Source organism: [Clostridium] hylemonae DSM 15053, from assembly GCF_008281175.1.
Lineage (GTDB): Bacteria > Bacillota > Clostridia > Lachnospirales > Lachnospiraceae > Extibacter > Extibacter hylemonae.
In genome coordinates, this window is the sequence record NZ_CP036524.1 from 2512035 (window position 1) to 2538246 (window position 26212).

The 26212-nt window shown below is 50.7% G+C and carries 22 protein-coding genes; 5 read left to right on the forward strand and 17 right to left on the reverse strand.

Annotated elements, in window-relative coordinates:
• Positions 1-3: 3 nt before the first annotated feature.
• The 15 genes from prfB to LAJLEIBI_RS11735 form a co-directional block, all read right to left on the reverse strand.
• Positions 4-1111 (reverse strand): peptide chain release factor 2 gene (prfB, locus tag LAJLEIBI_RS11665; RefSeq protein ID WP_187120279.1). Its coding sequence is split into 2 segments (ribosomal slippage): positions 4-1047 and positions 1049-1111, totalling 1107 coding nucleotides; the frame shifts between segments, so codons are not numbered across the junction.
• Positions 1112-1131: 20 nt separating this feature from the next.
• On the reverse strand, positions 1132-3696 hold the full coding sequence (gene secA, locus LAJLEIBI_RS11670) for a preprotein translocase subunit SecA (RefSeq protein WP_006442271.1): 2565 nt from the start codon (positions 3694-3696) through the stop codon (positions 1132-1134).
• Between the two features lie 109 nt (positions 3697-3805).
• Positions 3806-4576 (reverse strand): phosphoribosylformimino-5-aminoimidazole carboxamide ribotide isomerase, encoded by a 771-nt coding sequence (hisA, locus tag LAJLEIBI_RS11675; protein ID WP_006442272.1) that lies wholly within the window; start codon positions 4574-4576, stop codon positions 3806-3808.
• A gap of 9 nt (positions 4577-4585) precedes the next feature.
• Positions 4586-5818 carry a phenylacetate--CoA ligase family protein gene (locus LAJLEIBI_RS11680; protein ID WP_006442273.1) on the reverse strand — a complete coding sequence of 411 codons (1233 nt, stop codon included), beginning with the start codon at positions 5816-5818 and terminating at the stop codon, positions 4586-4588.
• A 45-nt stretch (positions 5819-5863) separates the two neighbouring features.
• Positions 5864-6448 (reverse strand): indolepyruvate oxidoreductase subunit beta, encoded by a 585-nt coding sequence (locus LAJLEIBI_RS11685; RefSeq protein ID WP_006442274.1) that lies wholly within the window; start codon positions 6446-6448, stop codon positions 5864-5866.
• A 1-nt stretch (position 6449) separates the two neighbouring features.
• A complete protein-coding gene (gene iorA / locus LAJLEIBI_RS11690) occupies positions 6450-8255 on the reverse strand; it encodes an indolepyruvate ferredoxin oxidoreductase subunit alpha (protein ID WP_006442275.1) in 1806 nt (601 codons plus the stop codon).
• Between the two features lie 199 nt (positions 8256-8454).
• Positions 8455-8808 carry a hypothetical protein gene (locus LAJLEIBI_RS11695; protein ID WP_006442276.1) on the reverse strand — a complete coding sequence of 118 codons (354 nt, stop codon included), beginning with the start codon at positions 8806-8808 and terminating at the stop codon, positions 8455-8457.
• A gap of 106 nt (positions 8809-8914) precedes the next feature.
• Positions 8915-10867 carry a fructose-bisphosphatase class III gene (locus tag LAJLEIBI_RS11700; RefSeq protein ID WP_040434749.1) on the reverse strand — a complete coding sequence of 651 codons (1953 nt, stop codon included), beginning with the start codon at positions 10865-10867 and terminating at the stop codon, positions 8915-8917.
• Between the two features lie 22 nt (positions 10868-10889).
• Positions 10890-11648, reverse strand: a complete 759-nt coding sequence (gene dapB, locus LAJLEIBI_RS11705) for a 4-hydroxy-tetrahydrodipicolinate reductase (RefSeq protein ID WP_006442278.1) — start codon at positions 11646-11648, stop codon at positions 10890-10892.
• Positions 11649-11786: 138 nt separating this feature from the next.
• Positions 11787-12680 carry a 4-hydroxy-tetrahydrodipicolinate synthase gene (dapA, locus tag LAJLEIBI_RS11710; protein WP_006442280.1) on the reverse strand — a complete coding sequence of 298 codons (894 nt, stop codon included), beginning with the start codon at positions 12678-12680 and terminating at the stop codon, positions 11787-11789.
• A 106-nt stretch (positions 12681-12786) separates the two neighbouring features.
• Positions 12787-13416 (reverse strand): single-stranded DNA-binding protein, encoded by a 630-nt coding sequence (locus LAJLEIBI_RS11715; RefSeq protein WP_006442281.1) that lies wholly within the window; start codon positions 13414-13416, stop codon positions 12787-12789.
• Positions 13417-13500: 84 nt separating this feature from the next.
• Positions 13501-14238 carry a DUF169 domain-containing protein gene (locus tag LAJLEIBI_RS11720; RefSeq protein WP_167534342.1) on the reverse strand — a complete coding sequence of 246 codons (738 nt, stop codon included), beginning with the start codon at positions 14236-14238 and terminating at the stop codon, positions 13501-13503.
• A 14-nt stretch (positions 14239-14252) separates the two neighbouring features.
• Positions 14253-15059, reverse strand: coding sequence for an energy-coupling factor transporter transmembrane component T family protein (locus LAJLEIBI_RS11725; RefSeq protein WP_006442283.1), 807 nt, complete (start codon positions 15057-15059; stop codon positions 14253-14255).
• Between the two features lie 2 nt (positions 15060-15061).
• The gene (locus LAJLEIBI_RS11730; protein ID WP_006442284.1) at positions 15062-16873 is read right to left on the reverse strand and encodes an ABC transporter ATP-binding protein; all 1812 of its coding nucleotides are present in this window, start codon (positions 16871-16873) and stop codon (positions 15062-15064) included.
• Positions 16858-17418 (reverse strand): ECF transporter S component, encoded by a 561-nt coding sequence (locus LAJLEIBI_RS11735; RefSeq protein ID WP_006442285.1) that lies wholly within the window; start codon positions 17416-17418, stop codon positions 16858-16860. Before LAJLEIBI_RS11735 ends, LAJLEIBI_RS11730 begins: the two co-directional genes overlap by 16 nt.
• 210 nt (positions 17419-17628) lie before the next feature.
• Between LAJLEIBI_RS11735 and typA the strand changes: the two genes are divergently transcribed.
• The 4 genes from typA (at position 17629) to hpf (ending at position 21727) form a co-directional block, all read left to right on the forward strand.
• Positions 17629-19452, forward strand: coding sequence for a translational GTPase TypA (typA, locus tag LAJLEIBI_RS11740; protein ID WP_006442286.1), 1824 nt, complete (start codon positions 17629-17631; stop codon positions 19450-19452).
• The gene (locus LAJLEIBI_RS11745) at positions 19452-20345 is read left to right on the forward strand and encodes a phosphatase PAP2 family protein (RefSeq protein ID WP_006442287.1); all 894 of its coding nucleotides are present in this window, start codon (positions 19452-19454) and stop codon (positions 20343-20345) included. The genes typA and LAJLEIBI_RS11745 overlap by 1 nt, the downstream gene beginning before the upstream one ends.
• 130 nt (positions 20346-20475) lie before the next feature.
• Positions 20476-21087, forward strand: a complete 612-nt coding sequence (locus tag LAJLEIBI_RS11750; protein ID WP_006442288.1) for a hypothetical protein — start codon at positions 20476-20478, stop codon at positions 21085-21087.
• Between the two features lie 103 nt (positions 21088-21190).
• Positions 21191-21727 (forward strand): ribosome hibernation-promoting factor, HPF/YfiA family, encoded by a 537-nt coding sequence (hpf, locus tag LAJLEIBI_RS11755; RefSeq protein WP_006442289.1) that lies wholly within the window; start codon positions 21191-21193, stop codon positions 21725-21727.
• 90 nt (positions 21728-21817) lie between these two features.
• Here the strand turns inward: hpf and LAJLEIBI_RS11760 are convergent, their stop codons facing one another.
• The gene (locus LAJLEIBI_RS11760; RefSeq protein WP_006442290.1) at positions 21818-22474 is read right to left on the reverse strand and encodes a YigZ family protein; all 657 of its coding nucleotides are present in this window, start codon (positions 22472-22474) and stop codon (positions 21818-21820) included.
• Positions 22475-22628: 154 nt separating this feature from the next.
• On the opposite strand from LAJLEIBI_RS11760, the gene LAJLEIBI_RS11765 reads away from it, so the two are divergent.
• Entirely contained in the window at positions 22629-25163 is a 2535-nt protein-coding gene (locus LAJLEIBI_RS11765) for a transglycosylase domain-containing protein (RefSeq protein ID WP_006442291.1), read from the forward strand.
• Positions 25164-25268: 105 nt separating this feature from the next.
• Here the strand turns inward: LAJLEIBI_RS11765 and LAJLEIBI_RS11770 are convergent, their stop codons facing one another.
• Complete coding sequence (locus LAJLEIBI_RS11770) at positions 25269-26201, reverse strand: ROK family glucokinase (RefSeq protein ID WP_006442292.1); 933 nt, start codon at positions 26199-26201, stop codon at positions 25269-25271.
• Positions 26202-26212: the final 11 nt, after the last annotated feature.

The window sequence follows — 26212 nt, forward strand, 5'->3', positions numbered from 1 at the left end:
CCTTTAGCTGCCGGCCGAGTATTTCAGATATGCATTGATGAACATATCGATGCCCCCGTCCAGCACAGCCGTAACATTACTGCATTCCTCGTTGGTACGATGGTCCTTCACCATAGTGTATGGCTGCATGACATAAGATCTTATCTGATTGCCGAAGCCGATCTCTTTCACCTCGCCCCTGATGTCAGACACCTTTTCCGCCTGTTCCTGCTCTTTGAGAAGCTGCAGCTTGACTTTCAGCATCTGCATTGCTTTCTCCTTGTTAAAGTGCTGGGAACGTTCATTCTGGCACTGGACTACAATGCCCGTTGGAAGATGGGTGATACGGATAGCGGACGACGTCTTGTTGACGTGCTGTCCTCCTGCTCCGCTGGCCCGGTACGTGTCAATCTTGAGTTCCTCGTCCGCGATCTCAATGTCGATCTCATCCTCAATATCCGGGACGACATCACATGAGGCAAAAGAAGTCTGCCGTTTTCCCGCCGCATTGAACGGGGAGATACGCACGAGACGGTGCACACCCTTCTCCGACTTCAGATATCCGTAGGCATTCTCGCCTTTCACCTCAAACGTGACCGTCTTGATACCTGTGATATCGCCGTCCAGATAGTCAAGCACTTCCATCGAATAGCCTTTTCGCTCTGCAAAACGGCTGTACATGCGGTAGAGCATGCCCGCCCAGTCGCACGACTCCGTCCCGCCGGCGCCGGCATGTATCGTCACGATGGCGTTGCACGCATCGTACTCTCCTGACAGGAGCGTCCTGATGCGCAGCGCCTCGAACTGTTCCTCAAAGCTTTGAATCTCTGCTTCCATCTCTTTCACCGCCGAAGCGTCATTTTCTTCGTAAGACATCTCGATGAGCAGATTGATATCCTCATATCCGTCATACAGGGAATGAATCGTCTTAACAAGCTCCTGCAGGTCTTTCAGTTCCTTCATTATCTGCTGGGATTCTTCCGGTCTGTCCCAGAATCCCGGCTCCTCTATCTTTCGTTCCAGCTCTTCGATCCGTTTCTCTTTGCCAGAGACGTCAAAGTGAATCCCTCATCTCGGCAAGAGGTTCTTCGTAAGCATTCATAATACTTTTAAATGCATCTAATTCAACCATATTGTCACCTCTTTCTTTTTTTATTTGCGCCCGCAGCACTGTTTGTATTTCTTTCCGCTTCCGCACGGGCACGGGTCATTCGGATATACTTTCTTCTCGGCGCGCCTCTTCGGCTCATGCGCCGCGCTCTCGTCTTTGTTTGTACCGGTCACTTTCGCCACCTGCTCCCGCTCTACTTTCTGTTCGATCCGTACATGGAACAGGGTGCGTATCGTGTCTTCTGTGATACTCTTTGTCATGGCCCCGAACATATCATAGCCAAGCATCTTGTACTCTACCTTCGGATCTCTCTGGCCGTAAGCCTGCAGTCCGATCCCCTGGCGCAGCTGATCCATATCGTCGATGTGGTCCATCCACTTGGCGTCGATCACCTTAAGAAGCACGACCCGCTCTATTTCACGCAGATGCTCCGGTTCCGGGAACTCTGTCTCCTTAAGCTCATAAGACTTCACCGCCCGCTCCTTGAGCAGATGCTTTAATTCCTTCTGGCTTATATCTTTGACATCCTCCTCCGTGACGGCCTCCATCGGAACGACATTGTGGATCGTCATATTCAGTTCCTGGAGATTCCAGTCTTCCGGCTCATCGTCAGGCGACACGATCATATCAACTACATTCTCCACATAATCATTTATCATATGGAAGATAGAATCACGCATATTCTCGCCGTCCAGTACGCGGCGTCTCTCTTCATATATGATCTCTCTCTGCTCATTCATGACCTGGTCATATTCGAGCAGGTTCTTACGGATACCGAAGTTGTTGCTCTCGATCTTCTGCTGTGCCTTCTCAATGGCATTGGAGAGCATCTTGTGTTCAATCTGTTCCCCGTCTTCTACGCCAAGCGTCGTAAATACGTTCATAAGCCTCTCGGAACCAAACAGGCGCATCAGATCATCCTCGAGAGAGATGTAGAACCTCGATTCGCCCGGGTCACCCTGACGTCCGGAACGGCCGCGCAGCTGATTGTCAATACGCCTTGCCTCATGCCGCTCCGTACCGATGATCTTCAGGCCTCCTGCGGCTCTCGCCTCGTCGTCCAGTTTGATATCAGTACCACGCCCCGCCATGTTGGTGGCGATCGTCACTGCGTCATGGATACCGGCCTGGGCCACGATCTCAGCCTCCTGCTCATGATACTTGGCATTCAGAACATTGTGGGGAATGCCCCTCTTTTTCAGCATACTGCTCAGAAGTTCGGAAGTCTCAATGGTGATCGTACCGACGAGCACCGGCTGGTGTTTTGCGTGCGCCTCTTCTATCTCGTCGCACACTGCCCGGAACTTTTCCTTCTGTGTCTTATATACGGCATCTTCCAGATCGATCCTCTGCACTGCCACATTTGTAGGTATCTCCACCACGTCCATGCCGTAAATGTCACGGAACTCTTTTTCTTCTGTGAGCGCGGTACCGGTCATACCGGATTTCTTGTCAAATTTATTGAACAGGTTCTGGAACGTGATCGTCGCCAGCGTCTTGCTCTCTCTTTTCACCTTGACGTGCTCCTTCGCCTCGATCGCCTGGTGGAGCCCGTCGGAGTAACGCCGTCCCGGCATGATACGGCCGGTAAATTCATCCACGATCAATACCTGGTCGTCCTTCACGACATAGTCCTGGTCACGGAACATGAGGTTATGCGCCCGCAGCGCCAGTATAATATTGTGCTGGATCTCGAGGTTATCCGGATCGGCAAGGTTCTCTATATGGAAGAATTTCTCTACTTTCTTTACGCCGTCCTCGGTCAGATTGATATTTTTCTCTTTTTCGTTGACGATAAAGTCGCCGGTCTCTTCAATGTCCTCCCCCATGATGGCGTTCATCTTGGAAAATTCACCGCTCGCCTCTCCTCGTTCCAGCTGGCGGGCAAGAATGTCGCACGCCTCATACAGTTTTGTGGATTTGCCGCTCTGTCCGGAAATGATGAGCGGAGTCCTCGCCTCGTCGATCAATACAGAGTCGACCTCGTCGATGATGGCAAATTTAAGCCCTCTTTGGACGAGCTGCTCTTTGTAGATGACCATATTGTCTCTCAGATAATCAAATCCGAGTTCATTGTTCGTCACATAGGTAATATCACAGTTATAAGCTTCCCGGCGCTCATCGTTATCCATGCTGTTGAGAACAACGCCCACTTTCAGGCCGAGAAATTCGTGAACCTGCCCCATCCATTCGGCGTCACGCTTTGCCAGGTAATCATTGACCGTGACGATGTGGACGCCCTCGCCTGTCAGGGCGTTCAGATATGCAGGCAGCGTAGACACAAGCGTCTTTCCTTCACCGGTCTTCATCTCTGCGATACGTCCCTGGTGCAGGATGATACCGCCGATGATCTGCACTCTGTAATGTTTCATCCCAAGTGTTCTCACCGCCGCTTCCCTGACAACAGCAAAAGCCTCCGGAAGAATGTCGTCTAACGTCTTTCCCTCCTTCAGCCTTTCTTTGAATTCCCGTGTTTTATCTCTCAGCTCGCCGTCTGAGAGCTTTTGTATCTCAGGCTCCAGAGCCTCGACAGCGTCCGCTATCGGATAGATCCTCTTCAGCTCGTTCTCGCTGTGTGTTCCAAATATTTTCTGTATTAAACCCATACTGCGTGTTTACTCCTTGTCCGTAAATTTACTCTATCCCTCATTCTAGCACTATACAAACTCCAATTCAACCCGTTTATAAAGAGTTCACAAACTGTTAATTTACTCGTCATTTGTATCGTTTCACCGTATCATACGGCACTTTCCCGCCGAACAGATCCAGGGCGCTTCCTATTGTAAAGTCCACGCTGCCGCCGGACACCTCCCGGAAATGTTCCAGATCCTCAAGGCTTCCGATGCCTCCCGCATAAGTCACAGGAATCCCGCCCCAGCCGCCGAGCATCCTGACAAGCCCTTCCTCCATACCGGAAGCGCGCCCTTCCACATCCACCCCGTGCACGAGAAACTCGCCGCAGTATGCTGCGATCTCATCGAGAATATGCGGATTCAGCTCCACATCGGTAAACTTCTGCCACCGGTCCGTCACAATATAGTATGCCCCGTCTTTTCTGCGGCAGCTTAAGTCGATCACCACATGTTCTTTTCCGACTGCCCGCTTAAGTTCCCCGAGCCTATCCCAGCGGATCCTTCCGTCCTTAAATACATAGGATGTCACGATCACATGGCTCGCGCCAAGTCCGATGTATTCCTCTGCGTTCGCGGCGCTGATGCCGCCGCCGATCTGCAGCCCGCCCGGATATGCCCCGAGCGCGGACACCGCCTGCTGCCTTGTCGCTTCAAAGTAGTCTGAGGACGCAGGGTTCAGCAGAATCACATGTCCTCCTGCAAGCCCGTCCTTTTTATACAGTCCGGCATAATAGTCCGCATGCCGCGCGGCGGAGAAATTCTCCACCGCACGGTCTTCTTTATCTGTCAGGCTTCCGCCCACGATCTGTTTTACTCTTCCGTTATGTATGTCTATACATGGTCGAAAACGCATCTTTTCCTCCTAATACCGGTTGTCGAATATTCTTGTGGATTTCTTCTCACTGCGCGGAAGGTCTCCGATGGCAACCGGCTTCACATTCGTAGTGATTCCGATCTTTTCTTTGAATTCCTTCTGGATCACCTTTGCCGCCTCTTTGAGTTCCACGCCTTTGTTCACTTCCACGAACAGCGTGCACACGTCTTTGCCGTTCATATGATCCAGCATGAACTGATACTCGCTGGAGGCCTCCTTGACCCCTTTGAGCATATCTTCGATCTGGCTCGGGAAGATATTCACTCCCTTTACCTTCACCATATCGTCTGTACGCCCGATAAGCGTATCGATCCTCGGGTATTTGGAACCGCACGGGCAGCTGCCCGGGATGAATCTCGTCAGATCATGGGTACGGTAGCGGATGAGCGGCGCCCCCTGCTTGCGAAGCGTCGTCACGACGAGTTCTCCTATCTCTCCGTCCGGCACATTCTCTCCCGTCTTCGGGTCCACGATCTCAAAATATACATAGTCGTCCCAGTAATGCATGCCGCATTCACAGTCGCAGCTCATAGCGATACCCGGACCGTACACTTCCGTGAGCCCGTATATGTCATAGAGCTTAACGCCAAGTTCGTCGGCGATGCGCTTTCTCATCTTCGCCCCCCACCGCTCGGAGCCGATAACACCTTTCTTCAGGTATATCTTGTCTGTCATGTCTCTCTTTGCGATCTCCTCCGCCAGAAGGAGCGCATAGGAGGACGTAGCGCACAGAACAGTGGACTGCAGGTCGCGCATCATGCGGAGCTGCTTATCCGTATTGCCGGGACCCATCGGGACCGCCATCGCGCCGAGCAGTTCTGCCCCGAGCTGAAATCCGATCCCCGCCGTCCACAGCCCGTAACCCGGCGTGATATGTATGCGGTCCAGCGCCGTGATGCCGGCCATTTCGTAACATCTGGCAAACATTTTCGCCCAGTCATCTACATCCTTCTGTGTATAGGGAATGATAATAGGCGTCCCTGTCGTCCCCGAGGAAGAATGGATCCTGACGATCTCCTCATCGGGCACAGCCTGAAGGCCGAGCGGATACGCTTCCCTCAGATCTCCCTTCCATGTAAACGGAAGTTTTTCAAAGTCCTCCTGTGACTGTATGGACTCGATATCGATCCCGGTAAGCTTCTCTTTGTAAAAGCACGGCTTGGAGGTCAGAAGCCTCAAGTTCTCCTTTATGAGCTTGAACTGTAATTCAGTCATCTGCATTATTTTTTACATCCTTTCTCCGGTCTTCCGGCTGTCCATATATTTTTAACATGCCGCCTCTGCGCCGAGGGACAATGCTTTCATATTTATATCAACAAACTGCGGCCGGATGTGTTTCCTGAGCTCCGACTCTATGTCCGGCAGTGTGATGTCCAGCGCCCCGCTCTTTGCGGCCACCCCGAGAAGCGCTACGTTGAGCGCCTTTGCCGAACCGGCCTCCTCACACAGTTTTTCCCCGTCCACGATGCAAAGCTGCCCGGCATGTTCTTTCAGATATTGAAGCATCCCGCCTCCATCATAGTCATTCCCGCTCAATGTGGCAGTTACCGGCTTCACCGCCTTTTTATTGACGATCACCAGTCCGCCATTCCTCAGATAAGGCAGATTTCTCACTGCTTCCGCAGGCTCAAATGCCAGGATCACATCCGCACTTCCGTGCGGAATGAGCGGAGAGTGGATCTTTTTCCCCATGCGCACATGGCTCACCACTGAGCCGCCTCTCTGCGCCATTCCTATCGTCTCGGTCGTCCGTACATCCAGCCCTTTATTCATGGCCGCGTACGCGATCAGTTTGGAGGCGAGGACAACGCCCTGTCCGCCTACGCCGCAAAGCAAACAATTCTTATTCATCTTACTCCACCTCCTGAATTGCCCCGAACTTACACACCTGGGCACAAATACCGCAGCCGAAACAAAGCGACGGTTCTATGGCCGCCTTCCCGTCTGCGTTTACAATGGCCGGACAGCCAAGCTCCCTGATACACTGTCTGCACGACGTACAGGCATCTTCTGCCACCCGGTAAAGAGACGTGGGTTTTGTGACGGCAATACACGGAGACTTGAAGATAACCGCACGCACGCCCTTTTCGTCTATCACTTCCTCCACAGCAGCGACGGCTTCACCGAGCTTCAGCGGATCCGCCTTCACAATTTTGCGCACGCCGACCGCCTCCAGGATCTTCCCGATATCTGCTTTTGCAACGGTCTCTCCCATCATCGTCGTTCCGGTGCCCGGGTGGGGCTGATGGCCTGTCATGGCCGTGGTGGAATTGTCCAGGACGACAAGAACGATGTCTGTCTGGTTATATACTGCGTTTACCACTCCGGTCATACCTGAGGCAAAGAAAGTTGAGTCGCCGATAAAGGCAAAGTTCACCGCATCCGGCTCTATGATATGTAATCCCTGGGCAATCGTCACATCTGCTCCCATGCAGAGACACGTGTCCACCATGTCAAGCGGCTTTGAATTACCGAGTGTGTAACAGCCGATATCACCGGAAAACACCGCCTTTCTCCCGTGTGCCGCCTTCTTGACCGCATAGAACGACGCGCGGTGCGGGCAGCCTGCGCACAGAACCGGCGGCCGGACAGGCAGCGGCGGCATTTCTGCGGCGGCGTCTGCGTTTCCGGCCCGCAGTTCTTCATGGTCAGGCAGGAACCGGCGCAGATCATCCCGCACACTCTCCACGCTGTTTTCTCCGGCATTTTTTGTGTCATGGGTAAGTTTCCCTTTTATAGTCACCGGAAGATGATATTTGCCGGCAATTCTCAAAAGTTCCTTCTCGATCACCGGGTCCAGCTCCTCAATGACAAGCACTTCCTCAAGCCCTCTCAGGAACTCCTCCGCCAGCGCCTCGGGAAACGGATGTGGTGTTCCGATCTTCAGAAGCTTCACATCCTCCGGCAGGGATTCCTTGACATAGGCATAACTGACACCGCCTGCTGCCACTGCCTTTTTTAAAGTCCCCTTCCCCTCAGCCGCATTATATTTGCAGGAAGAGAAAAGCCGGGACAGTTCTTCATTCCGCTTCTCTATCTTCCTGTGGTTCTCATAGGACAGACGGGGAAATATGACCCAGCGCCCCGTATCCTTTACAAATCCTTCCGGTACATTTTCGTCCGCAGCTTCAGCCAGCTCTACCGCTGCACAGCCATGACAGACGCGTGTCGTCGGCCGCAGCAGTACCGGCGTGCCGTACTGCTGCGAATACGCAAACGCGTCTCCCACCATCTCATACGCTTCCTCGGGAGATACCGGGTCGAATACAGGTATCTTGGCAAAGGCCGCAAAGCACCTCGTATCCTGTTCCGTCTGGGACGATATCGGTCCCGGATCATCCGCGGCCACGATGACCATACCGCCCTTCACCCCCACATAAGCAAGGCTCATAAGAGGGTCGGACGCCACATTAAGTCCTACCTGCTTCATCGTGACCAGCGTGCGCGCGCCTGCATAGGCCGCGCCGGCCGCCACCTCAAGGGCAGCCTTTTCATTGACCGACCATTCCACATGTATCCTGCCTCCGCTGTTATGTTTCGCAACGGTCTCCAGAATCTCCGTAGACGGCGTTCCCGGATAACCGGATACAAGATTTACGCCGGCGCGGATGGCCCCGAGGCCTATCGCTTCATTACCCATCAGTAATTCTTTCGCCATATTTATGTATCTCCTTTGCCGCCCTCAAACAGAAGGGCATATCATTATTTATAGTTTTAGATTATATCACAATTTCCAATGGAAACAAAGGCTTTTACCATCATGTAAGATCCGGCGGCCGTTTCTCCACAGACGCCAGAGAGGCAGACCTGCCGTCTCCGGCGGTCCGCCTCCCTGCGTTATCATCATGATACAGACATTACTTATTGCTGTTCTTTGTCGTATTGTCGGTTGTACCACCTTTTACATCTTTGTCGTTTGCATTCTTGTCTGTAGCGTTCTTGTCACGGTTATTGTCGCCGTCAAGGTCGTCTGCGATATCGTCCATACCGTCTTTTACGTCGTCGCCGATCTCATCTGCAACACCTTCGTCGCGTGTGCCGTCTGTGGCATCATTCGTGTTGGTATCGTTGGCTTCACCTGTGTTGTTTCCTGTTGTCGTGTTATTTGTCGCTCCGTTATCCGCAGCGTCCTTGTCACTTCCGCATGCTGTCACTCCCATGATCACGCCTGTGCACATAAGCAAAACTAATAATTTTTTGAACTGTTTCATGTTATAATCTCCCTTTCATGTATATTCATATTAAATCAAGTATTACTTGTTGCTAGTAATATTTGCAGATAATAGAAATATATGCACGAGGGGCGATGGCATATTTTTACATTCGTTCCGCAATGCGTCCGCTTCTGTATGCCGCGAGCAGCACTTCCAGGTCCGCGATCTGTTCTTTCAGTTCTTTTCCCACATCCGTGTCGCCTACGAGCTTGCGCTGCACCACTCGTTTTACGATCGTGCTGTCGGAGTGTATATCGCTTTCTTTCTCAATAGCCGCGTCTGTGGACTCAAACGGCTCATGCGCCGCAAGGATAAGGCCGTAAGAGTTATAGATCAGCGTGTACCCGGCGATCCCTGTCTCTTTTTGATATGCCCTGGAGAATCCTCCGTCTATGACGAGCACTTTGCCCTGGCATTTCACCGGGTTCTCTCCGTCCTTTGACTTCACGGGCACGTGTCCGTTTATGATGTGCGTGCCCTCAGGAGGCAGACCAAACTCCGCCAGGATCCGGTTTACCACCTTCTCATCCTGAAGCATGGAATAATAAGGATTCTTTTTCTCCCTGTGCGTCTCTTTGTCCGCAAGAAAATAACGTTCAAAAGTTGCCATTTTATCTTTGCCAAACAGCGGAGAATTTTCATGGAGCCAGATGTACCACATGATATCCTTACCCCGCTCCTTTTCCTTTTCGTCCAGTGCATAGAAACCTTTTCTGACATAGCTCTCCAGCACTTCATAGAGACTTCTTCCCTTGTAGGAACGCCCGAAGAGACGGACCGGCTTCAGCGCGCCGTCCTCTTTCAGCGGAACACAGCCGTGGTACAGCAGGTTATTGTTGTACACCTTGTACAGGCTCCCCTTATTCAATAGAAAACGCATATGTCTCTGAAGCTTTTCACAGTGCAGAAACGCCTGTTCCAGCCGCTCCATGATGTCTTCTTCTTCCTTCGTCAGAACATATGGATGCTTCGGGTCGACGGTCGGGAAATTCCGGTCCAGAAGTTCATACTCTTTACCGTCTATCTCTATTGTTCCCCGCTCATAGTCAATATGATGCAGAAGATTCCGGTCTTCCATCTTAAAGCCCGGGTTCTTTTTTATGATCTGGCCTTCTACTTTAAACTGGATAATGGAAATTGCCTTGTGCATCTTGATATCCATGAGCATTTCATTCGGATTGTAATTCGGCTCGCCTTTCAGCTTAAAGCAGCCGCACGCGTCGTCCTCATACGTGTTCAGGGCAAAAGTAGCCAGAGGCAGAAGATTGATCCCATATCCGTCCTCCAGAATATCCAGGTTGCCGTATCTTGCGCAGATACGGATCACGTTGGCAATACAGCCTCTCTGGCCCGCCGCGGCGCCCATCCAGAGCACATCGTGGTTCCCCCACTGGATATCGACTGAATGGTGCTCCATCAGTTTTTCCATGATGACATGCGGTCCCGGCCCCCGGTCATAGATATCCCCGACGATATGCAGATGATCCACAGTAAGGCGCTGGATCAGCTCACTCATGGCGACAATAAACTTCTCCGCCCTGCCTGTCCTGATGATCGTGTTTACGATCGCGTTATAGTAAGATTCCTTGTCCGTCACTTCCGCTTTCTCTGTAATGAGCTCCTCGATGACATAGGCGAAATCCCGCGGCAGCGCTTTTCTAACCTTTGAGCGCGTGTACTTGCTGGCGGCCCGCTTACACACCTCGATGAGACGGTACAGCGTGATCCGGTACCAGTCCTCCATATTGCTCTCCTCTTTCTTCACCCGTTCCATCTTCTCCGCCGGATAATAAATAAGAGTAGCAAAAGACTGTTTGTCTCTGCTGCTCATTGTATTTCCGAAAACATCATCAATTTTACGGCGCACGGAACCAGAGCCGTTTTTGAGCACATGGGAAAACGCCTCGTACTCCCCGTGAATATCAGTGAGAAAGTGCTCCGTCCCCTTCGGCAGGTTCAGGATCGCCTGCAGATTGATAATCTCCGTAGACGCCTTTGCAATAGTCGGATACAATTCTGAAAGTCTCTCCAGATATCTCTCCTCTAACTCTTTCATAACTCCTCCCATCTCATCCTGTTTAAAACACGATCACATCCGACATGTCGTACCGCCCTGCCGGCTTCCCTGCCAGATATTTTGCGGCCTCCACCGCCCCTTTACCGAATATGGCTTTGGAGTATGCTGTATGCTTGAACTCTACTACCTCGTCGGCGCCTGCAAAAATGATCTCGTGCTCGCCCACGATCGTTCCGCCCCTCACCGCTGAGATGCCAAGTTCCTTCTTGTCCCTCTTTTCGCGCACCTGGCTTCTGTCGTATACATATGTATATGCATCGTCCATGGCTTCATTGATGGAATCCGCCAGCGCGACCGCCGTCCCGCTCGGAGCGTCCACCTTCTGATTGTGATGACGCTCCACCAGTTCCACGTCAAAGCCCGCGCCCGCAAGCACCCTGGCCGCGTCCTTTACTAGTTTCAGAAGCAGATTGATCCCAAGAGACATGTTGGCAGACCGGAGTACGGCTGTCTTCTCAGACGCTTTCTCCACCCTCTCCAGCTGTTCTTCGGACAGCCCTGTCGTACAGAGCACTACCGGAAGCTTCTGTTTAGCACAGTAACCAAGAAGCGCGTCCACAGCTGCGGCATTGGAAAAGTCTATGACCACATCCGCCTCCACATCACATTTATCTATACATTCAAATACAGGATATGCATTTTCCCTTCCGGTGTATGCATCAATTCCCGCAACAATTTCAATCCCTTCGTCTTCATTGATAAGTCCTGTTATGACCTGCCCCATCCTGCCGTTGCAGCCGTGCATTATCGCTCTGACCATTTTTCAAATCTCCTTTCACCCGTCTGTACAACCAAAAGTTTCTTATTTATAATATGTATAACATTATAAAAAAGGATATCATATCTGCAAGACAAACTCAACATATGATATCCTTTTCACAAAACGTAACTATCTATATTATACTACTTTGATTCCGTAATCCTTCATCGCCTGTGCCAGCGTCTTCTCATGTTCCGGCGTAAGCTCTGTGAGCGGCATACGGACCGGACCGCAGTCCATTCCCATGAGCTTCATAGCCCTCTTGACCGGAATCGGATTTACCTCACAGAAAAGCTCGTTCACAAGCGGGATCGCCTTGAGCTGCAGCTTCGCGCTTTCCTGTATATCACCGCTGAAAAACTTCCCGCAGATATCATGCGTCTGCTGCGGCGCAATATTGGAAAGCACTGAAATAACACCTATTCCGCCCAGCGACATGAGCGGTACGATCTGGTCGTCATTGCCGGAATACAGATCGATCCTGCCGTCTGTCATAGACATGATCTTTGCGATCTGCGAAATATTTCCGGACGCCTCTTTAATTCCCACAATATTCTCTGTCTCTTTTACCAATGCTGCCACTGTAGCCGGCTCGATATTACATCCCGTCCTGCTGGCAACGCTGTACATAATGATCGGTGTTCCCGACACAGCCTCCGCAACTGCCTTGTAATGCGCTATAAGCCCTGCCTGTGTAGCCTTGTTGTAATAAGGCGTCACAAGAAGCAGGCCGTCCGCCCCATAACAGGCTGCGTCTTTTGACATATCTACCGCTGTCCTGGTACAATTTGAACCTGTCCCCGCAATGACCGGAATCCTGCCCTTTGTGCGCTCGATCGCAAACTTCACGCATTCCAGATGCTCTTCCTCTGTCATTGTGGCAGATTCCCCGGTAGTACCACATATAATAATACTATCTGTACCATTGTTACAGTGATAGTCGATCAACTCATCCAGTCTATCATAATTGATGCTTCCGTCCTCATTAAACGGTGTGACGATCGCCACTCCGGCACCTTTAAATATAGCCATATTAAACCTCCTGACCTTCACCAATATGTATTATTTAGATTCATAAAAATTTTATCATTAATACAATTATATGTCAATGAAAGTCTCTTGTCAGGTTCGTGCACCTCTATTCATCCACACATTCTAATTTGCTGACCGACACCTCGTACGCAATGCGCTTCTGAGTCTCTGTCTCAGTAAGCTTTTTGACATATTCCCTGCTCTGGATCCTTCCGTTGATCTGCACGTGCTCTCCCACCTCAAAAGTAGACGCGAATCTGGCATTTCTGCCCCAGCAGATGCACGGTATGTAATCTGATTTGCCGTATGGCCTGTTCACGGCCAGCAGAAGGTCCGCTATCTCTCTTCCAAGCGGCGTCTTTCTGTACACCGGCAGCTTGCATATGTAACCATCCAGGAAGATGCTGTTTGTCTTCGCTCCGTCCAGTTCTTCCTCTATAAAAGACACTTCTCTTACGAATACGGATAACACGAGCCTGTTCTTTTGTTCATCGTGTCTGTTATAAGAGCGGAACTGGCCGCTTGCCATGATAAATTCCCCCGTATAGTCCTGGGTCACGTCGATGAGACGCTCGGAAATCATGAGCGGGATCCTGTCCTCGGAGTTGCTGAGGCGTTTTACGAGTACATCCACCATGTAGAATCCTTCGCCGAACACTTCATGGCTGAATGAAAAGTCTCCTGCCACCTCTCCCATAATAGTTACCTGGTTGTTTTCAATAATCTTATCTGACATAATTTTACAATCTCCCTTCCTCTGAATCGTATTTCACGGTCACTATTTAGTCTATGAAGGGAGATTCTGATTTAGAACTACTTTTTAATATTTTGTTGCCATAATTCCTTTTACGATACTCTCAAACTGATGGAACGGGATTCCAACTGCCATGTCCGAGTCCTCCCATCTGCAGAGCATTCTTGTGCTCGGGCAGAGCACGCTGACGTTCATTTCACCTGTAATATACGGGACTGCCGTCACCTCTGAACACATCCCCTGCATTGCTCCCATGTCGATCTTGGGCTTGATTCCCGAATCATATTCATATCCCTGGATCATACGCATCGCCTGGTACGCATTGACGATCGCGATAATGACGTCCGGCTGCATTGTACAGCTTACAAACGGGCGTACAACGATGCCATACGTCAGCGGCTGGTACGCGTGCAGACTTTTGATACTGTTCCTGAGCCTTCTCGCCGCCGCAGGTGAATCGTACAGATTATAAGAGAAATATTCTGTACCGCTCTCGATCCTGTCCGTACTTTTTTCCAGTGCAAGGGCAGTTGTTCCCCCGTCACATTTATGATTGGCGAGGCGGGACTTAAATTCCATTCCTCTTGAAGCCTTCTGGACCATGACGCAGTACGGCGCTCCTCCTTTGATCTCCGGGACCTCACAGGCATCGTAATCTTCCTTCTCAAAGAAAAACTGTACTCCCACGAGTTGTTTTTTTAACCCCGCCGCCTCTTTTAGATCGTCGGCCAGCGCTTTCATCTTGTCCCGCTCATACGCATCCTGCGGAAGTCCATATGTTAATTTTTCACTTTTAAACGGCATAATCTTTTCTCCTGTCATTTTAAATTAAATCCAAAACTGAACCGGAACATTCCGATGTAGATAAGAACAGCGGTCAGTACGATATATACGAGACACGTACCGGCTGCAAAGAGCCAGTCCGCCCGTTCTACCTTTGTCTGCCTGTAATAGCTTCTTGCGCGGCCCGCGCCGAGTCCTCTGCTCTCCATGGCGGCGGCCACACGTTCTCCTCTTCTGGCCGCGCTGCACAGCAGCGGAAGCATGATGCGAAACGGCGTGCTCAGCCGGTTTATCAGGCCCCTGTCCCACTCGATCCCCCGTATCTCCTGCGCCAGCCTGATACTTTCGATCTCGCTTTGAAGCGTCGGAAGGAAACGGTAGGCAGCCAGCGCCGCGTAACCATGTACCGGGGACAGGCCCATCTGCAGAATGAGACTCAGCACGAGATCGTTCGGGTCTGTTGTAAGGACGAACAGAAGCGACATAAGCGAGATAGATATGATCCTCATCCCAAGCGACAATATACTGATAAGATCACTGCTGCTCCAGTGAAATATCCATATATGCCAGGCATCTCCTCCTCCGTCGATTCCTTTCATGATGAGCATGAACGCTATAAAGGCAATGCCTATTCCAAGAAACACCCGCATTTTCCTCAGTATGATCCCCGGCGGGATCTTCCCACCGATGCAGCCGAGGAGCAGCGCCATCAGAAAGGTACATAGCGGCAGCACCGGATAAAGGGACAGGCTGATCAGTATAGTGACAATAACTATGAGACATAGCTTTATAAGCGGATTCCTTCTGTGAAGGAACGAATCCCTCCATTCATATGTGAACATGTTCAAGCCTCCTTTACACACCGGATCAAGTAATCTGTCATCTGCTTTCTGCTGACGAAAAGCGGGACTTCTTCCGCATATTTGTGAAGTTCTTCCGAAAACCGCCAGACAGACGGGACCTCAAGCTTTCCTTTTCTGACCGCGTCCGCATCACGGAAGATGTCTTCAGGCGCGCCGCAGAATTCTGTCTGTCCGTCTGCGAGCACGACCACCTTTTTCGCGTAGTCGGCCACAAGCGTCATATCGTGAGTGACGACGATGATCGTGACCCCTTCCCGGTTCAGTTCCAGCATCAGTTCCATAAGCTCCCTCTGGTTGTCGAAATCCTGCCCGTAAGTAGGTTCATCCAGTATGAGGACTTTCTGTCCGGTGAGCAGCATGGCCGCAACGCTCAGTCTGCGCTTTTGTCCCTGGCTCAGAAGAAACGGGCTCTTGTTCTTCTCGGAACTGAGGTGAAATCTCTCCAGCATGCCGGCGGCCCGCTTTTTCTTTTCCGTCTCATCCATTCCGTTCTTCTTCAGGCTGAACATGAGCTCGTCAAAAACATTGTTTGTCACAAACTGGTCCTCCGGATTCTGAAATACGAGACCAAAGTCACGGTACAGGCGCTTTTTGTCACAGCAGTCAAGCTCTCTGCCGTCCGCCTTGACGGAACCGCCGTACGGGGAGAGCACCCGGAACAAGACTTTGAGAAAAGTAGACTTGCCGGCCCCGTTGGCCCCCACGACAGCGACGAACTCCTCTCTTCCGATCTCAACGTCAACACTTTTTAATACCTTGTCTGCCTGTCCGCCGTATGCATAGGCGAGGCTGTTCGCCTCTACCACATTCTCCCGCGCACGCGCTGACACGGCGGCGCTCCTGTCGGCAGGCGGAAACACCGCCAGTTCCCGCAAAAGTTCTGCGAACCGTCTTACGGGCAATATGTCCCCTTCCCCGCATAGAAGCTGCTGTTTTTGAAAGTTCCTCACTTGCGGAATATGATCCAGCGCGTTTATCCACTCTTTCATGATAAGATATTTCTCCGGCAGAAAAATGTTGAGGCCGCGGTAGTTTTCATCGTACACGAGACTCCGGATGACAGAAGGCGCGCTGCCTTCCAGACATACTTTGTTCCCGCCATCCATCACGATCACATGACCTGCTTTATCGAGCAGATGCTCCAGATTATGTTCTACAAGTATGATCGTTTTGCCGTATCTGCCCACAAGCTGCCCAAGAAGCGAAAAGACTTCCGACCTGCTTGCCGCGTCGAGATTGGCCGTCGGCTCGTCGAGTATAAGGATCTCCGGCTGCATCGCAAGGACAGATGCAATGGCGATCTTCTGCTTCTGTCCTCCTGAAAGGCTTGTGAGCAGAGTGCTGCGCAAGGCTCTCATTCCGACCATGCCGAGCGCCTCATCTATACGGCGGTCCATCTCCTCCTGCGGCGTGTTCTCGTTCTCCAGCCCGAAAGCGATCTCGTCCTCTACTGTAAATGTACAGAACTGTGTCTCCGGATTCTGGAACACCATGCCCATGTGGCGTACCATGTCTTTCGTCCTTTTCGTCAGGATATCTTCCCCTTTAAACCAGATATGTCCTTCGGCTTTTCCTTCATAGAAGTTGGGAATGATCCCGTTGAGCATATAGAGAAGCGTACTCTTTCCGCAGCCGCTCGGCCCGAGCAGCAGATTGACCGTACCTTCCTCGAAATAACAGTTTAAGCCCTGCCATACGGGGAGTTCTTCCCCGTCATAGACAAAGCTTACATTTTCCATTTCCACTATTTTTTTATGTACCATCTGCTCCATACCGGCTATACCTGCGCGCATTTAAAACCACGCAGAACCCCAGTCTTTTTAAGCCCTGCCGTAATGCCCTTCGTCAGAATGATCCCGATGACTACCGCACTTATAAGCCTTACGATCACAATACCTGTAAACGTCTTTGCCCCTAACGTGAGATAACCGAAAACGACACAGTCTCTTCCGAGCACACAGAGCGCGCCGAGCACAGCGCCCACTGTCATATTTGCCATATTTCCCCCGTACCGCTTACAGACCGCATAGCCGATCTCCATTCCGACTGCCTGCAGCGTGCCTGCAAGGATAAGCTGGATGCCGTAGGCGCTGCCAAGCAGCAGATTCACAAATGCCGTGACGAGCGCACCGAACAGTGCAAATCCCGGCTTGCGTACTATATACATCGGCAGGGACGCCGACAGCAGATATATGCCGAACGTCAATTCCATAAACACAGGCCCAAGCAGAGAGGATAGCGGCATATAAAGATAATCCATTATCGTGTATACGACACCTATCACTGCTGCGACCATTGCTACGACCACTACTTCTTTTGTTTTCCATTTCAGTTCCATTTTCTTCCTCCTCTTCCATCCCTAATGTCCGTTTTTTACTATATCATATCTTTTGAAAGTATCAATATTTTTGCTTATTCATAATTTTCATATATCATATTGACATCATCTATAAGCGATTGAGTACTTGTAAATTCTGCAAAATGTGGTAAACTAATAAAGTTGTATATAATAAATAGGTAGAAATCGTACAGGAAAAGGGAAATATTTATGAAAACAAAACGAGAAGATATACGTAATATAGCCATTATCGCCCATGTCGACCACGGAAAAACAACTCTTGTAGATGAGTTGTTAAAGCAAAGCGGTGTGTTCCGTGAAAACCAGGATGTAGAGGAACGTGTCATGGATTCTAACGACATCGAACGGGAACGGGGGATCACCATCCTTTCCAAAAACACGGCCGTTTACTATAAAGGAACAAAGATCAATATCATCGACACACCCGGACATGCTGATTTCGGGGGTGAGGTAGAACGTGTACTGAAGATGGTAAACGGTGTCGTCCTTGTAGTGGATGCATTTGAGGGCGCTATGCCTCAGACGAAGTTTGTGCTCAGAAAAGCACTGGAACTAAAGCTGCCGGTCATCGTATGTATCAACAAGATCGACCGTCCCGAGGCGCGCCCCGAGGAAGTGATCGATGAAGTGCTGGAGCTTTTTATCGACCTGGATGCCGACGACGAGCAGCTCGACTGTCCGTTTGTCTACGCTTCCGCCAAAGCCGGTTACGCGCTCGTGGAACTGGACGACAGCCCGCAGAATATGCTTCCGCTGTTTGAGACGATACTTGACTACATCCCCGCCCCGGAAGGTGACCCTGATGCAGATACCCAGGTATTGATCAGCACGATCGATTATAACGAATACGTCGGACGCATCGGCGTGGGCAAGGTAGACAACGGAACGATCCGGGTGAATCAGGATATGGTCGTCGTCAATGCCCACGACCCGGAGCGGAAAGATAAGGTGCGCATCAGCAAGCTGTATGAATTTGACGGGCTTAACAAGGTGGATGTAAAAGAGGCGACCATCGGTTCAATCGTGGCGATCTCAGGGATCTCCAACATATCGATCGGAGACACACTCTGCTCACCTGAGAACCCGGAAGCGATCCTGTTTCAGAAGATATCGGAGCCGACCATCGCCATGCAGTTTATCGTAAACGACAGTCCGTTTGCGGGACAGGAAGGTAAGTTTGTAACTTCCCGGCATCTGAGAGACAGACTCTACAAGGAACTGAACACAGATGTCAGTCTCCGCGTGGAAGAGTCTGACAGCACCGACAGCTTTAAGGTATCCGGCCGGGGTGAACTCCATCTGTCCGTCCTCATTGAGAACATGCGCCGGGAAGGGTATGAATTTGCGGTGAGCAAGGCGGAGGTCCTGTATAAAAAAGACGAACACGGCAAGTTATTAGAACCGATGGAAGCTGCATATATTGATGTACCGGATGAATTTACCGGCGTTGTCATCGAAAAGCTCGGACAGAGAAAAGGGGAGCTGCGCGGCATGGGTACGTCCAACGGTGGGTACACGCGCATGGAATTCTCCATACCGGCCCGCGGTCTCATCGGCTACCGCGGCGAGTTTCTCACCGACACGAAGGGCAACGGCATCCTGAACACGTCATTTGACGGATACGCGCCGTACAAAGGTGACATCCAGTACAGGAAACAGGGCTCTCTCATCGCGTTTGAGACAGGAGAGTCAGTCACTTACGGCCTGTTCAGCGCCCAGGAACGGGGAACGCTTTTTATCGGACCCGGCGAAAAGGTATATTCCGGCATGGTGATTGGACAGAACGGCAAGGCGGAAGACATTGAGCTGAACGTCTGCAAAATGAAACATCTGACCAACACCCGTTCTTCAGGGGCAGACGAAGCTCTCCGCCTGACGTCACCAAAGGTGCTGAGCCTGGAGGAAGCCCTCGACTTTATCGATACGGATGAGCTTCTGGAGGTAACTCCTGAAAATCTCAGGATCCGCAAGAAAATATTAGATCCGAAAATGAGAAAAAGAGGAATAAAATAATGGCTTTTTTATCGCTGCTGGAAGGAATCCGAACACCCTTCCTTGACAGACTGATGCAGTTTATCACTTATTTTGGACAGGAAATTGTTATCATAGCGGTTATCTGCGCCCTTTACTGGTGCGCGGATAAGCGCTTTGCTTATATGCTCGGCTTTACCTATTTTACCGCCGGCCTTCTCGTACAGAGCCTGAAGATCACCTTCCGCGTCCCAAGGCCCTGGGTGATCGACCCTTCTTTTAAAGCCGTCGAAAGCGCCGTCCCCGGCGCCACAGGCTATTCCTTTCCAAGTGGACACACACAGGGCGCTGCCTGCCTGTTCTTTCCACTTGCGCTCAGGACTAAGAACACGTGGCGGAAGCTTTTATGTGTTCTCGCCTTTATACTGATCGGCTTCTCCAGAATGTACCTGGGCGTCCACACACCGAAGGATGTGATCGTATCCATGCTCCTCTCTGTCGCCGTCTCCTGTATGATCTGGCATTTTCAGCGGTTTTTTCTGGACAGTACGCAGTACGTGAAACAGACCGCCGCTGTGCTGGCCGCCCTGTCCCTCGCCGTGGCAGCCTATGCCCTCCTCCTTAAAAGCCGCGGCACCATCGACATGGAATATGCCCTGGACTGCTGTAAAGCCGCAGGCGCCGGACTCGGATTTTCGCTCGGCTATTATATTGAACGGACACGGCTTGATTTCGACACACACACCGGCCAATTCGGCAGTCAGGCGGTAAAACTCATTGCAGGCCTTGGCCTTACACTCTTAATAAAAGAAGGCTTTCCTCTCATATTCGGAGCATCCATTATCGCCAAAATGGCCGAATATTTTGTGCTCGTTTTGTGGGTGCTCGTCCTCTACCCGTGTATCTTCACCCGGTTGGGAAGGCGGCATTCATAATCCCATTTTTTAGGTCTTGGCAAAATCCCGGGGATAATTTATACTTGTAATGTACGCAGACGGTTCCGGCCGCAAGGTCTGAAACGATATGCCGTACATACGATGAAAACCGACCTGAAGGGGGAACTATATGAAGCACTATGTCGCTAAATTTTTAAAACGACTGGCGGTAACACTTGAATTTTTCATATCGCTCATGCTGGCGCTTGGGATCATCCTGCTCTGCCTGCGCATGGCAGTCTCGATGATCCACATTCCAAATCTGGACGTGTGGCCTAACTACAACGATCTGCTTGAAACATGCTTTAATCTCATCATCGGGGTCGAGCTCATAAGAATGATGTATTACCACACTCCGAACACAGTATTTGAAGTGCTGCTGTTCGCCATAGCACGACAGATCATCATAGACCACTCTTCTGTCTGGAGCAGCCTTATCGGAGTCTGCGCCATTGCGGTGCTGTTTGCCACACGCAAGTATCTGTTCTGTGAGTTCGACGTGGCTGACGAGATCATCTTCCGCGCAAGTACGCGGGTGAAAACAGTAAACAAGATTCTCGGCATCAGTATACCTCATGAACAGAATGAAACTCTGCTCAGCGTCATCGAACAGAAGTTTCTGGAATATAAGATCGAGACAGGCGTGGGCGCCTGTGTATACTTTTCCGACTTCGGCCTGAGAGTCGCGAAGATGCATGAAGGAAAAATTTCGAGAATTGAGGTAATACGTTCTATACATTAGTGTCCAAACATGTTATACTACATATATCAGATAGATTATTAGTTAAAGACCGAATTGTCAGACTATAGACATCTGAAATTATGTCGAAAAGGAGTTGGACAGCATGAAGTTTATTATTAGCGGAAAGAACATCGATGTAACACCTGGCTTAAGGGAGACCGTGGAGCACAAATTGGGGAAATTAGAGAAGTATTTTACTTCCGATACGGAGATCATCGTTACCTTAAGTGTGGAAAAAGAACGTCAGAAGATTGAGGTAACGATCCCTGTGAAAGGAAATATCATCCGTTCTGAACAGGTAAGCAGTGACATGTATGTCTCTATTGATCTAGTGGAGGAGGTTATTGAACGCCAGCTTCGCAAATATAAAAACAAATTGGTCGCAAGACATCAGGAAGGCGGCAACTTCCGCCAGGAATTTTTCGAGAGTGAATATGCTACAGAAGATGATGATGAAGTGAAGATCGTTCGAACCAAACGTTTCGGCATCAAACCAATGTACCCGGAAGACGCATGCATACAGATGGATCTGCTCGGCCATGACTTTTTCGTTTTCTGCAATGCAGATACCGATGAAGTAAATGTAGTCTACAGAAGGAAAAACGGAACCTTCGGCCTCATTGAGCCGGAGTTCCAGTAAAATATAAGAACAGAGCGTCACCAGTGAAATGTATGTGATACAAAGAGAGGGCGGACAGGTTTAAAACCTGTCCGCCCTCTCTTTGTACTTCTATCCTTCCAGCACTGCCGGCTGTCCGCCAATCTGTGCAAACCAGCAGCTCTCTCCTGCTTCCAGCGATGCCTGTCCGTTTGTCCCTTCCGTGATCTCTGAACATACAGCTTCAAGTTCTTCCCCGGGGACAAGTACATGGATTTCTACTTTGTCCGTATATTCAGATTCCAGGATCTTAAGCCCATTCTGCCCGAGAATATACTGTATTTTACCGAGACCGGTATAATCTGTTGCGATCTTAAGTTTAACCCCCCGAATTTTGGTTATAATTACAGAAGAGGCCAGGCCTTCCTTCACAGCCTGTGAGTATGCGCGCACAAGCCCGCCTGTTCCAAGAAGCGTTCCTCCGAAGTAACGGGTCACTACTACAGCAGTGTTGCAGAGCGCCTCCCCTTTCAGTACGTCGAGCATCGGCTTTCCGGCTGTTCCCCCCGGTTCTCCGTCGTCACTGTACCGGGCAAGCTCAGACCTCTCTCCGATCACATACGCAAAGCAGTTATGACTGGCGTTCCAGTGCTTCTTTCTTATCGTTTCAATAAAAGCCAGCGCTTCTTCTTCCGTGGAGACGGGCCTGACAGAAGCGATAAAACGGGACTTCTTCTCCACGACCTCCCCCTCTCCGCCTTCGTAAACTGTCCTGTACTCTTTCGTCATACTTTGCACCTTTCTTTCATATTACATACTGGTTCAACTAATACTATAGCGAATTTCTTAAGTTTTTCCTACTGAAATATGAAGTTTTCATTTTTTTCTTTATTTCAATTACTATATTTGCTATAATGACTTGGTATGAAGGAGGCAGACATTCATGAATTATGGTAAAAAGAAAGCTTCGCAGAAGCAAAAAAAAATAACGTCCAAATCAACCATGCAGGGAAAAAGAGTTGGTGTAAGACTTTTTAAAGCATTTCTGCTCTGCCTGCTTGTTGTGGCAGTCGTCGGCGTCATCGGCGGCGGACTGTTCCTGAAGAAAATATTAGACAACACCCCGGACGTATCCCCGGCTGATGTACAGCCAAAAGGCTTTACGACCATGGTATATGCCGACGACGATAAGACGGAGATCGAACGTTTTGTCGCTTCGGGTGCCAACCGTATATATAAGAAAATAGACGAAGTGCCGAAGGATCTGCAGCATGCCTTTGTAGCGATCGAGGACGAGCGTTTCTACAACCACAACGGAATCGACCTCCAGGGTATCGCCAGAGCCGCAGTGGTCGGCCTGACGAGCGGCAACTTCTCAGAAGGCGCCAGCACCATCACCCAGCAGCTGATCAAAAACAATGTCTTCCCCAACTTCACGGAAGAGAAAACCTTCTTTGACAGGCTGGAACGTAAAGTTCAGGAACAGTATCTCGCAGTGGCCATTGAAAAACAGATGGACAAAGATACGATCCTGGAAAGCTATATGAACACGATCAACCTCGGCCAGAACTGTCTCGGAGTACAGTCCGCGGCCAAGAGATATTTTAACAAGGATGTGTCTGAACTGACGCTGTCCGAAAGCGCGGTGATCGCAGGCATCACGCAGAATCCGTCGGATTACAATCCGATCACCAATCCGGAACTGAACGCAAAACGTCGGGATAAAGTGTTAAAAAATATGCTGGACCAGGGATATATCGACCAGGCCGCGTACGACGAGGCAAAGGCAGACGATGTTTATTCCCGTATTCAGACGGTAAACAACTCTGAGACTGACGACACTCCTTACAGCTACTTTGTGGATGCGCTCGCGGATCAGGTTACACAGGATCTGATAGACCAGCTCGGCTATACGGAGACGCAGGCATACAATGCAGTCTACAGCGGCGGCCTGAGCATCTACTCCACACAGAATCTGGATATGCAGAAAATCTGTGACGAAGAGATGAACAACGATTCCAACTATCCGGGGCTGAAAGAATACGGTCTCGATTACGCCCTCACTGTTACACGGGCGGACGGAACGGTGGAGAACTACAGTTCCGGACATATCAAACAGTATGTAAAAGAAACGTACGGCAAAGAACAGGGGCTTCTCTACTCCAGCGAGGATGAAGCGCGCGCCATGGTGGAAGAATGGAAAGCGACCATCGCCAAGGAGGGCGACACATACGACGAGTATATCAATATTTCCCCTCAGCCGCAGGCATCAGTGACCGTCATGGACCAGTACACAGGACAGATCAAAGCCATGGTAGGCGGACGGGGCGCCAAAACAACGAGCCGAAGCCTGAACCGTGCGTATAAAGGCTCCCCAAGGCAGCCCGGTTCTACATTCAAGATACTTGCCGGCTACGCGCCTGCACTCGATTCCGCGGGACAGACGCTGGCCACGATCATAAAAGACGAACCATATACGTACCGCGACGGTACGCCTCTGAAAAATGCCAGCGCAACACACCGCGGCGATATCACAATGAGGGAAGCGATACAATGGTCCGTCAACGTATGTGCGGTTAAGACGATAGAAGCGATAACTCCAAAGCTTGGATATGAATACTGTACAGAAAAATTCGGCATCACTTCGCTGGACCCGCAGAACGATGTATATGATACTCTCGTTCTCGGCGGTCTGAGCAAAGGTGTGTATAACTACCAGCTCTGTGCTGCCTATGCATCGATCGCCAACGGCGGCGTATACAATACGCCTACCTTATACACAAAGATACTTGACCACGACGGTAATGTGCTTCTGGAAGGCGCCGGCGAATCTCACACGGCCCTCAAGGACAGCACGGCCGCTCTTCTCACAAGCGCGATGGAAACGGTTGTAGAGAGCGGTACCGGTACCGCCTGCCGGCTCGACAACATGCCGGTGGCCGGTAAGACAGGTACGACAGACTCCAACAAGGACCTCTGGTTCTGCGGTTTTACCCCATACTACACCTGTGCCGTATGGGGCGGGTATGACGACGGAAAAGTAAACGGCTATGACTTGAATTTCCGCTTCCGTATATGGCGCGGCATTATGAGCCGGATCCATGCCAACCTGGAATACAAAGACTTTGAAATGCCAAATTCCATCGAGAAGAAGACGGTATGTACCAGAACAGGAAAGCTTGCGGCGCCGGGCTGCCCGACGATAACAGAATACTTCGCGAAGGATACCGCACCGACAGAGTCTTGTCCTGGCCATGTAGATACAACGCCGAAGGAAGACGACACCGACGATAAGGATACAACCGATAATCCGGACGCAAATACACAGACTCCGACAGATCCGAACCAGGGCGGCGGGACTCAGGAGCCGACTCCTACACCGACGCCCCCCACAGATCCTGAACCGACACCGCCTGTGGATCCGCCGGTAGATCCAAACCCGCCGGTGGTAGATCCGTCGACGCCCTCAACGCCTTGACGTCTGTTTCCGAGAATACAGCATAACAAATAAAATATATGTAAAAAGATAAAAGCATCTGAAAAAATATCAGATGCTTTTATTTTATCTTATACCGCACATTTCCTATCCGATTATCAGCTTCGCCGCCCCGCAGATTCCCGCATCGTTGCCGAGCTCTGCCAGCACAAACTTCGTTTCCTTGTTCGCAAAAAAGGCCCGTTCCTTAAAATGTTTTTCCACATATTTAAGCAGAATGTCTCCGGCTTTGGAGACACCGCCTCCGATGACGATCACAGCGGGATCGGTGATCGCAGCCATATTTGCCATGGCATGTCCGAGGTACGTGCCGAATTCCTCCACGATCTCCTCCGCAGCCTTGTCCCCTTCCTTCAATGCGTCAAAGACAGCTTTGGCGCTTAAGTTTTCCTTCTTCAGCACTGTGTCACTGCTGTTCTTCTCCAGACGCCGTCTCGCAAGTCTCGTGATGCCTGTAGCCGACGTGTACTGTTCAAGACAGCCTCTGCTGCCGCAGCCGCACGTCTCATCTTCTTCGTAATTCACACAGATATGGCCTATCTCTCCGCCGGCGCCGTTCTCTCCTACGATCGGACAGCCGTTGACGATGACGCCTCCTCCTACGCCTGTGCCGAGGGTGACCATGATCATATTCTTCTGCCCCTTGCCTGCCCCGAGCCACATCTCCCCTAGGGCCGCAACATTGGCATCATTTCCTGCCTTAACCTTCAGCCCGGTAAGTTCTCCCATCTCCCGCTTTACTTCTTTATAGCCCCAGCCTAGATTTGCCGTATTCTGAACGATACCGCGGTCGTCTACCGGTGCAGGTATTCCGATCCCGATTCCTGCGATCTGCAGATGCCCTATCTCTTTTTCTTCCATCTTAGACTTCAAGGATGCGGCGACATCAGGAAGTATCGCTTCTCCGCGGTTTTCTGTCCTGGTCTTTATCTCCCACTTCTCCACAAGGGTGCCCTCTGTCCTGAAAAGCCCCATCTTAACCGTAGTTCCTCCGATATCTACGCCAAAACAATACTGCATTCTTTAAACCC

What these genes read in the sequence shown, in the direction of transcription:
- secA (WP_006442271.1), bottom strand. Translation starts at nt 3,696, where the DNA reads ATGGGTTTAATACAGAAAATATTTGGAACACACAGCGAGAACGAGCTG.
- hisA (WP_006442272.1), bottom strand. Translation starts at nt 4,576, where the DNA reads ATGCGTTTTCGACCATGTATAGACATACATAACGGAAGAGTAAAACAG.
- LAJLEIBI_RS11680 (WP_006442273.1), bottom strand. Translation starts at nt 5,818, where the DNA reads ATGCAGATGACTGAATTACAGTTCAAGCTCATAAAGGAGAACTTGAGG.
- LAJLEIBI_RS11685 (WP_006442274.1), bottom strand. Translation starts at nt 6,448, where the DNA reads ATGAATAAGAATTGTTTGCTTTGCGGCGTAGGCGGACAGGGCGTTGTC.
- iorA (WP_006442275.1), bottom strand. Translation starts at nt 8,255, where the DNA reads ATGGCGAAAGAATTACTGATGGGTAATGAAGCGATAGGCCTCGGGGCC.
- LAJLEIBI_RS11695 (WP_006442276.1), bottom strand. Translation starts at nt 8,808, where the DNA reads ATGAAACAGTTCAAAAAATTATTAGTTTTGCTTATGTGCACAGGCGTG.
- LAJLEIBI_RS11700 (WP_040434749.1), bottom strand. Translation starts at nt 10,867, where the DNA reads ATGAAAGAGTTAGAGGAGAGATATCTGGAGAGACTTTCAGAATTGTAT.
- dapB (WP_006442278.1), bottom strand. Translation starts at nt 11,648, where the DNA reads ATGGTCAGAGCGATAATGCACGGCTGCAACGGCAGGATGGGGCAGGTC.
- dapA (WP_006442280.1), bottom strand. Translation starts at nt 12,680, where the DNA reads ATGGCTATATTTAAAGGTGCCGGAGTGGCGATCGTCACACCGTTTAAT.
- LAJLEIBI_RS11715 (WP_006442281.1), bottom strand. Translation starts at nt 13,416, where the DNA reads ATGTCAGATAAGATTATTGAAAACAACCAGGTAACTATTATGGGAGAG.
- LAJLEIBI_RS11720 (WP_167534342.1), bottom strand. Translation starts at nt 14,238, where the DNA reads ATGCCGTTTAAAAGTGAAAAATTAACATATGGACTTCCGCAGGATGCG.
- LAJLEIBI_RS11725 (WP_006442283.1), bottom strand. Translation starts at nt 15,059, where the DNA reads ATGTTCACATATGAATGGAGGGATTCGTTCCTTCACAGAAGGAATCCG.
- LAJLEIBI_RS11730 (WP_006442284.1), bottom strand. Translation starts at nt 16,873, where the DNA reads ATGCGCGCAGGTATAGCCGGTATGGAGCAGATGGTACATAAAAAAATA.
- LAJLEIBI_RS11735 (WP_006442285.1), bottom strand. Translation starts at nt 17,418, where the DNA reads ATGGAACTGAAATGGAAAACAAAAGAAGTAGTGGTCGTAGCAATGGTC.
- typA (WP_006442286.1), top strand. Translation starts at nt 17,629, where the DNA reads ATGAAAACAAAACGAGAAGATATACGTAATATAGCCATTATCGCCCAT.
- LAJLEIBI_RS11745 (WP_006442287.1), top strand. Translation starts at nt 19,452, where the DNA reads ATGGCTTTTTTATCGCTGCTGGAAGGAATCCGAACACCCTTCCTTGAC.
- LAJLEIBI_RS11750 (WP_006442288.1), top strand. Translation starts at nt 20,476, where the DNA reads ATGAAGCACTATGTCGCTAAATTTTTAAAACGACTGGCGGTAACACTT.
- hpf (WP_006442289.1), top strand. Translation starts at nt 21,191, where the DNA reads ATGAAGTTTATTATTAGCGGAAAGAACATCGATGTAACACCTGGCTTA.
- LAJLEIBI_RS11760 (WP_006442290.1), bottom strand. Translation starts at nt 22,474, where the DNA reads ATGACGAAAGAGTACAGGACAGTTTACGAAGGCGGAGAGGGGGAGGTC.
- LAJLEIBI_RS11765 (WP_006442291.1), top strand. Translation starts at nt 22,629, where the DNA reads ATGAATTATGGTAAAAAGAAAGCTTCGCAGAAGCAAAAAAAAATAACG.
- LAJLEIBI_RS11770 (WP_006442292.1), bottom strand. Translation starts at nt 26,201, where the DNA reads ATGCAGTATTGTTTTGGCGTAGATATCGGAGGAACTACGGTTAAGATG.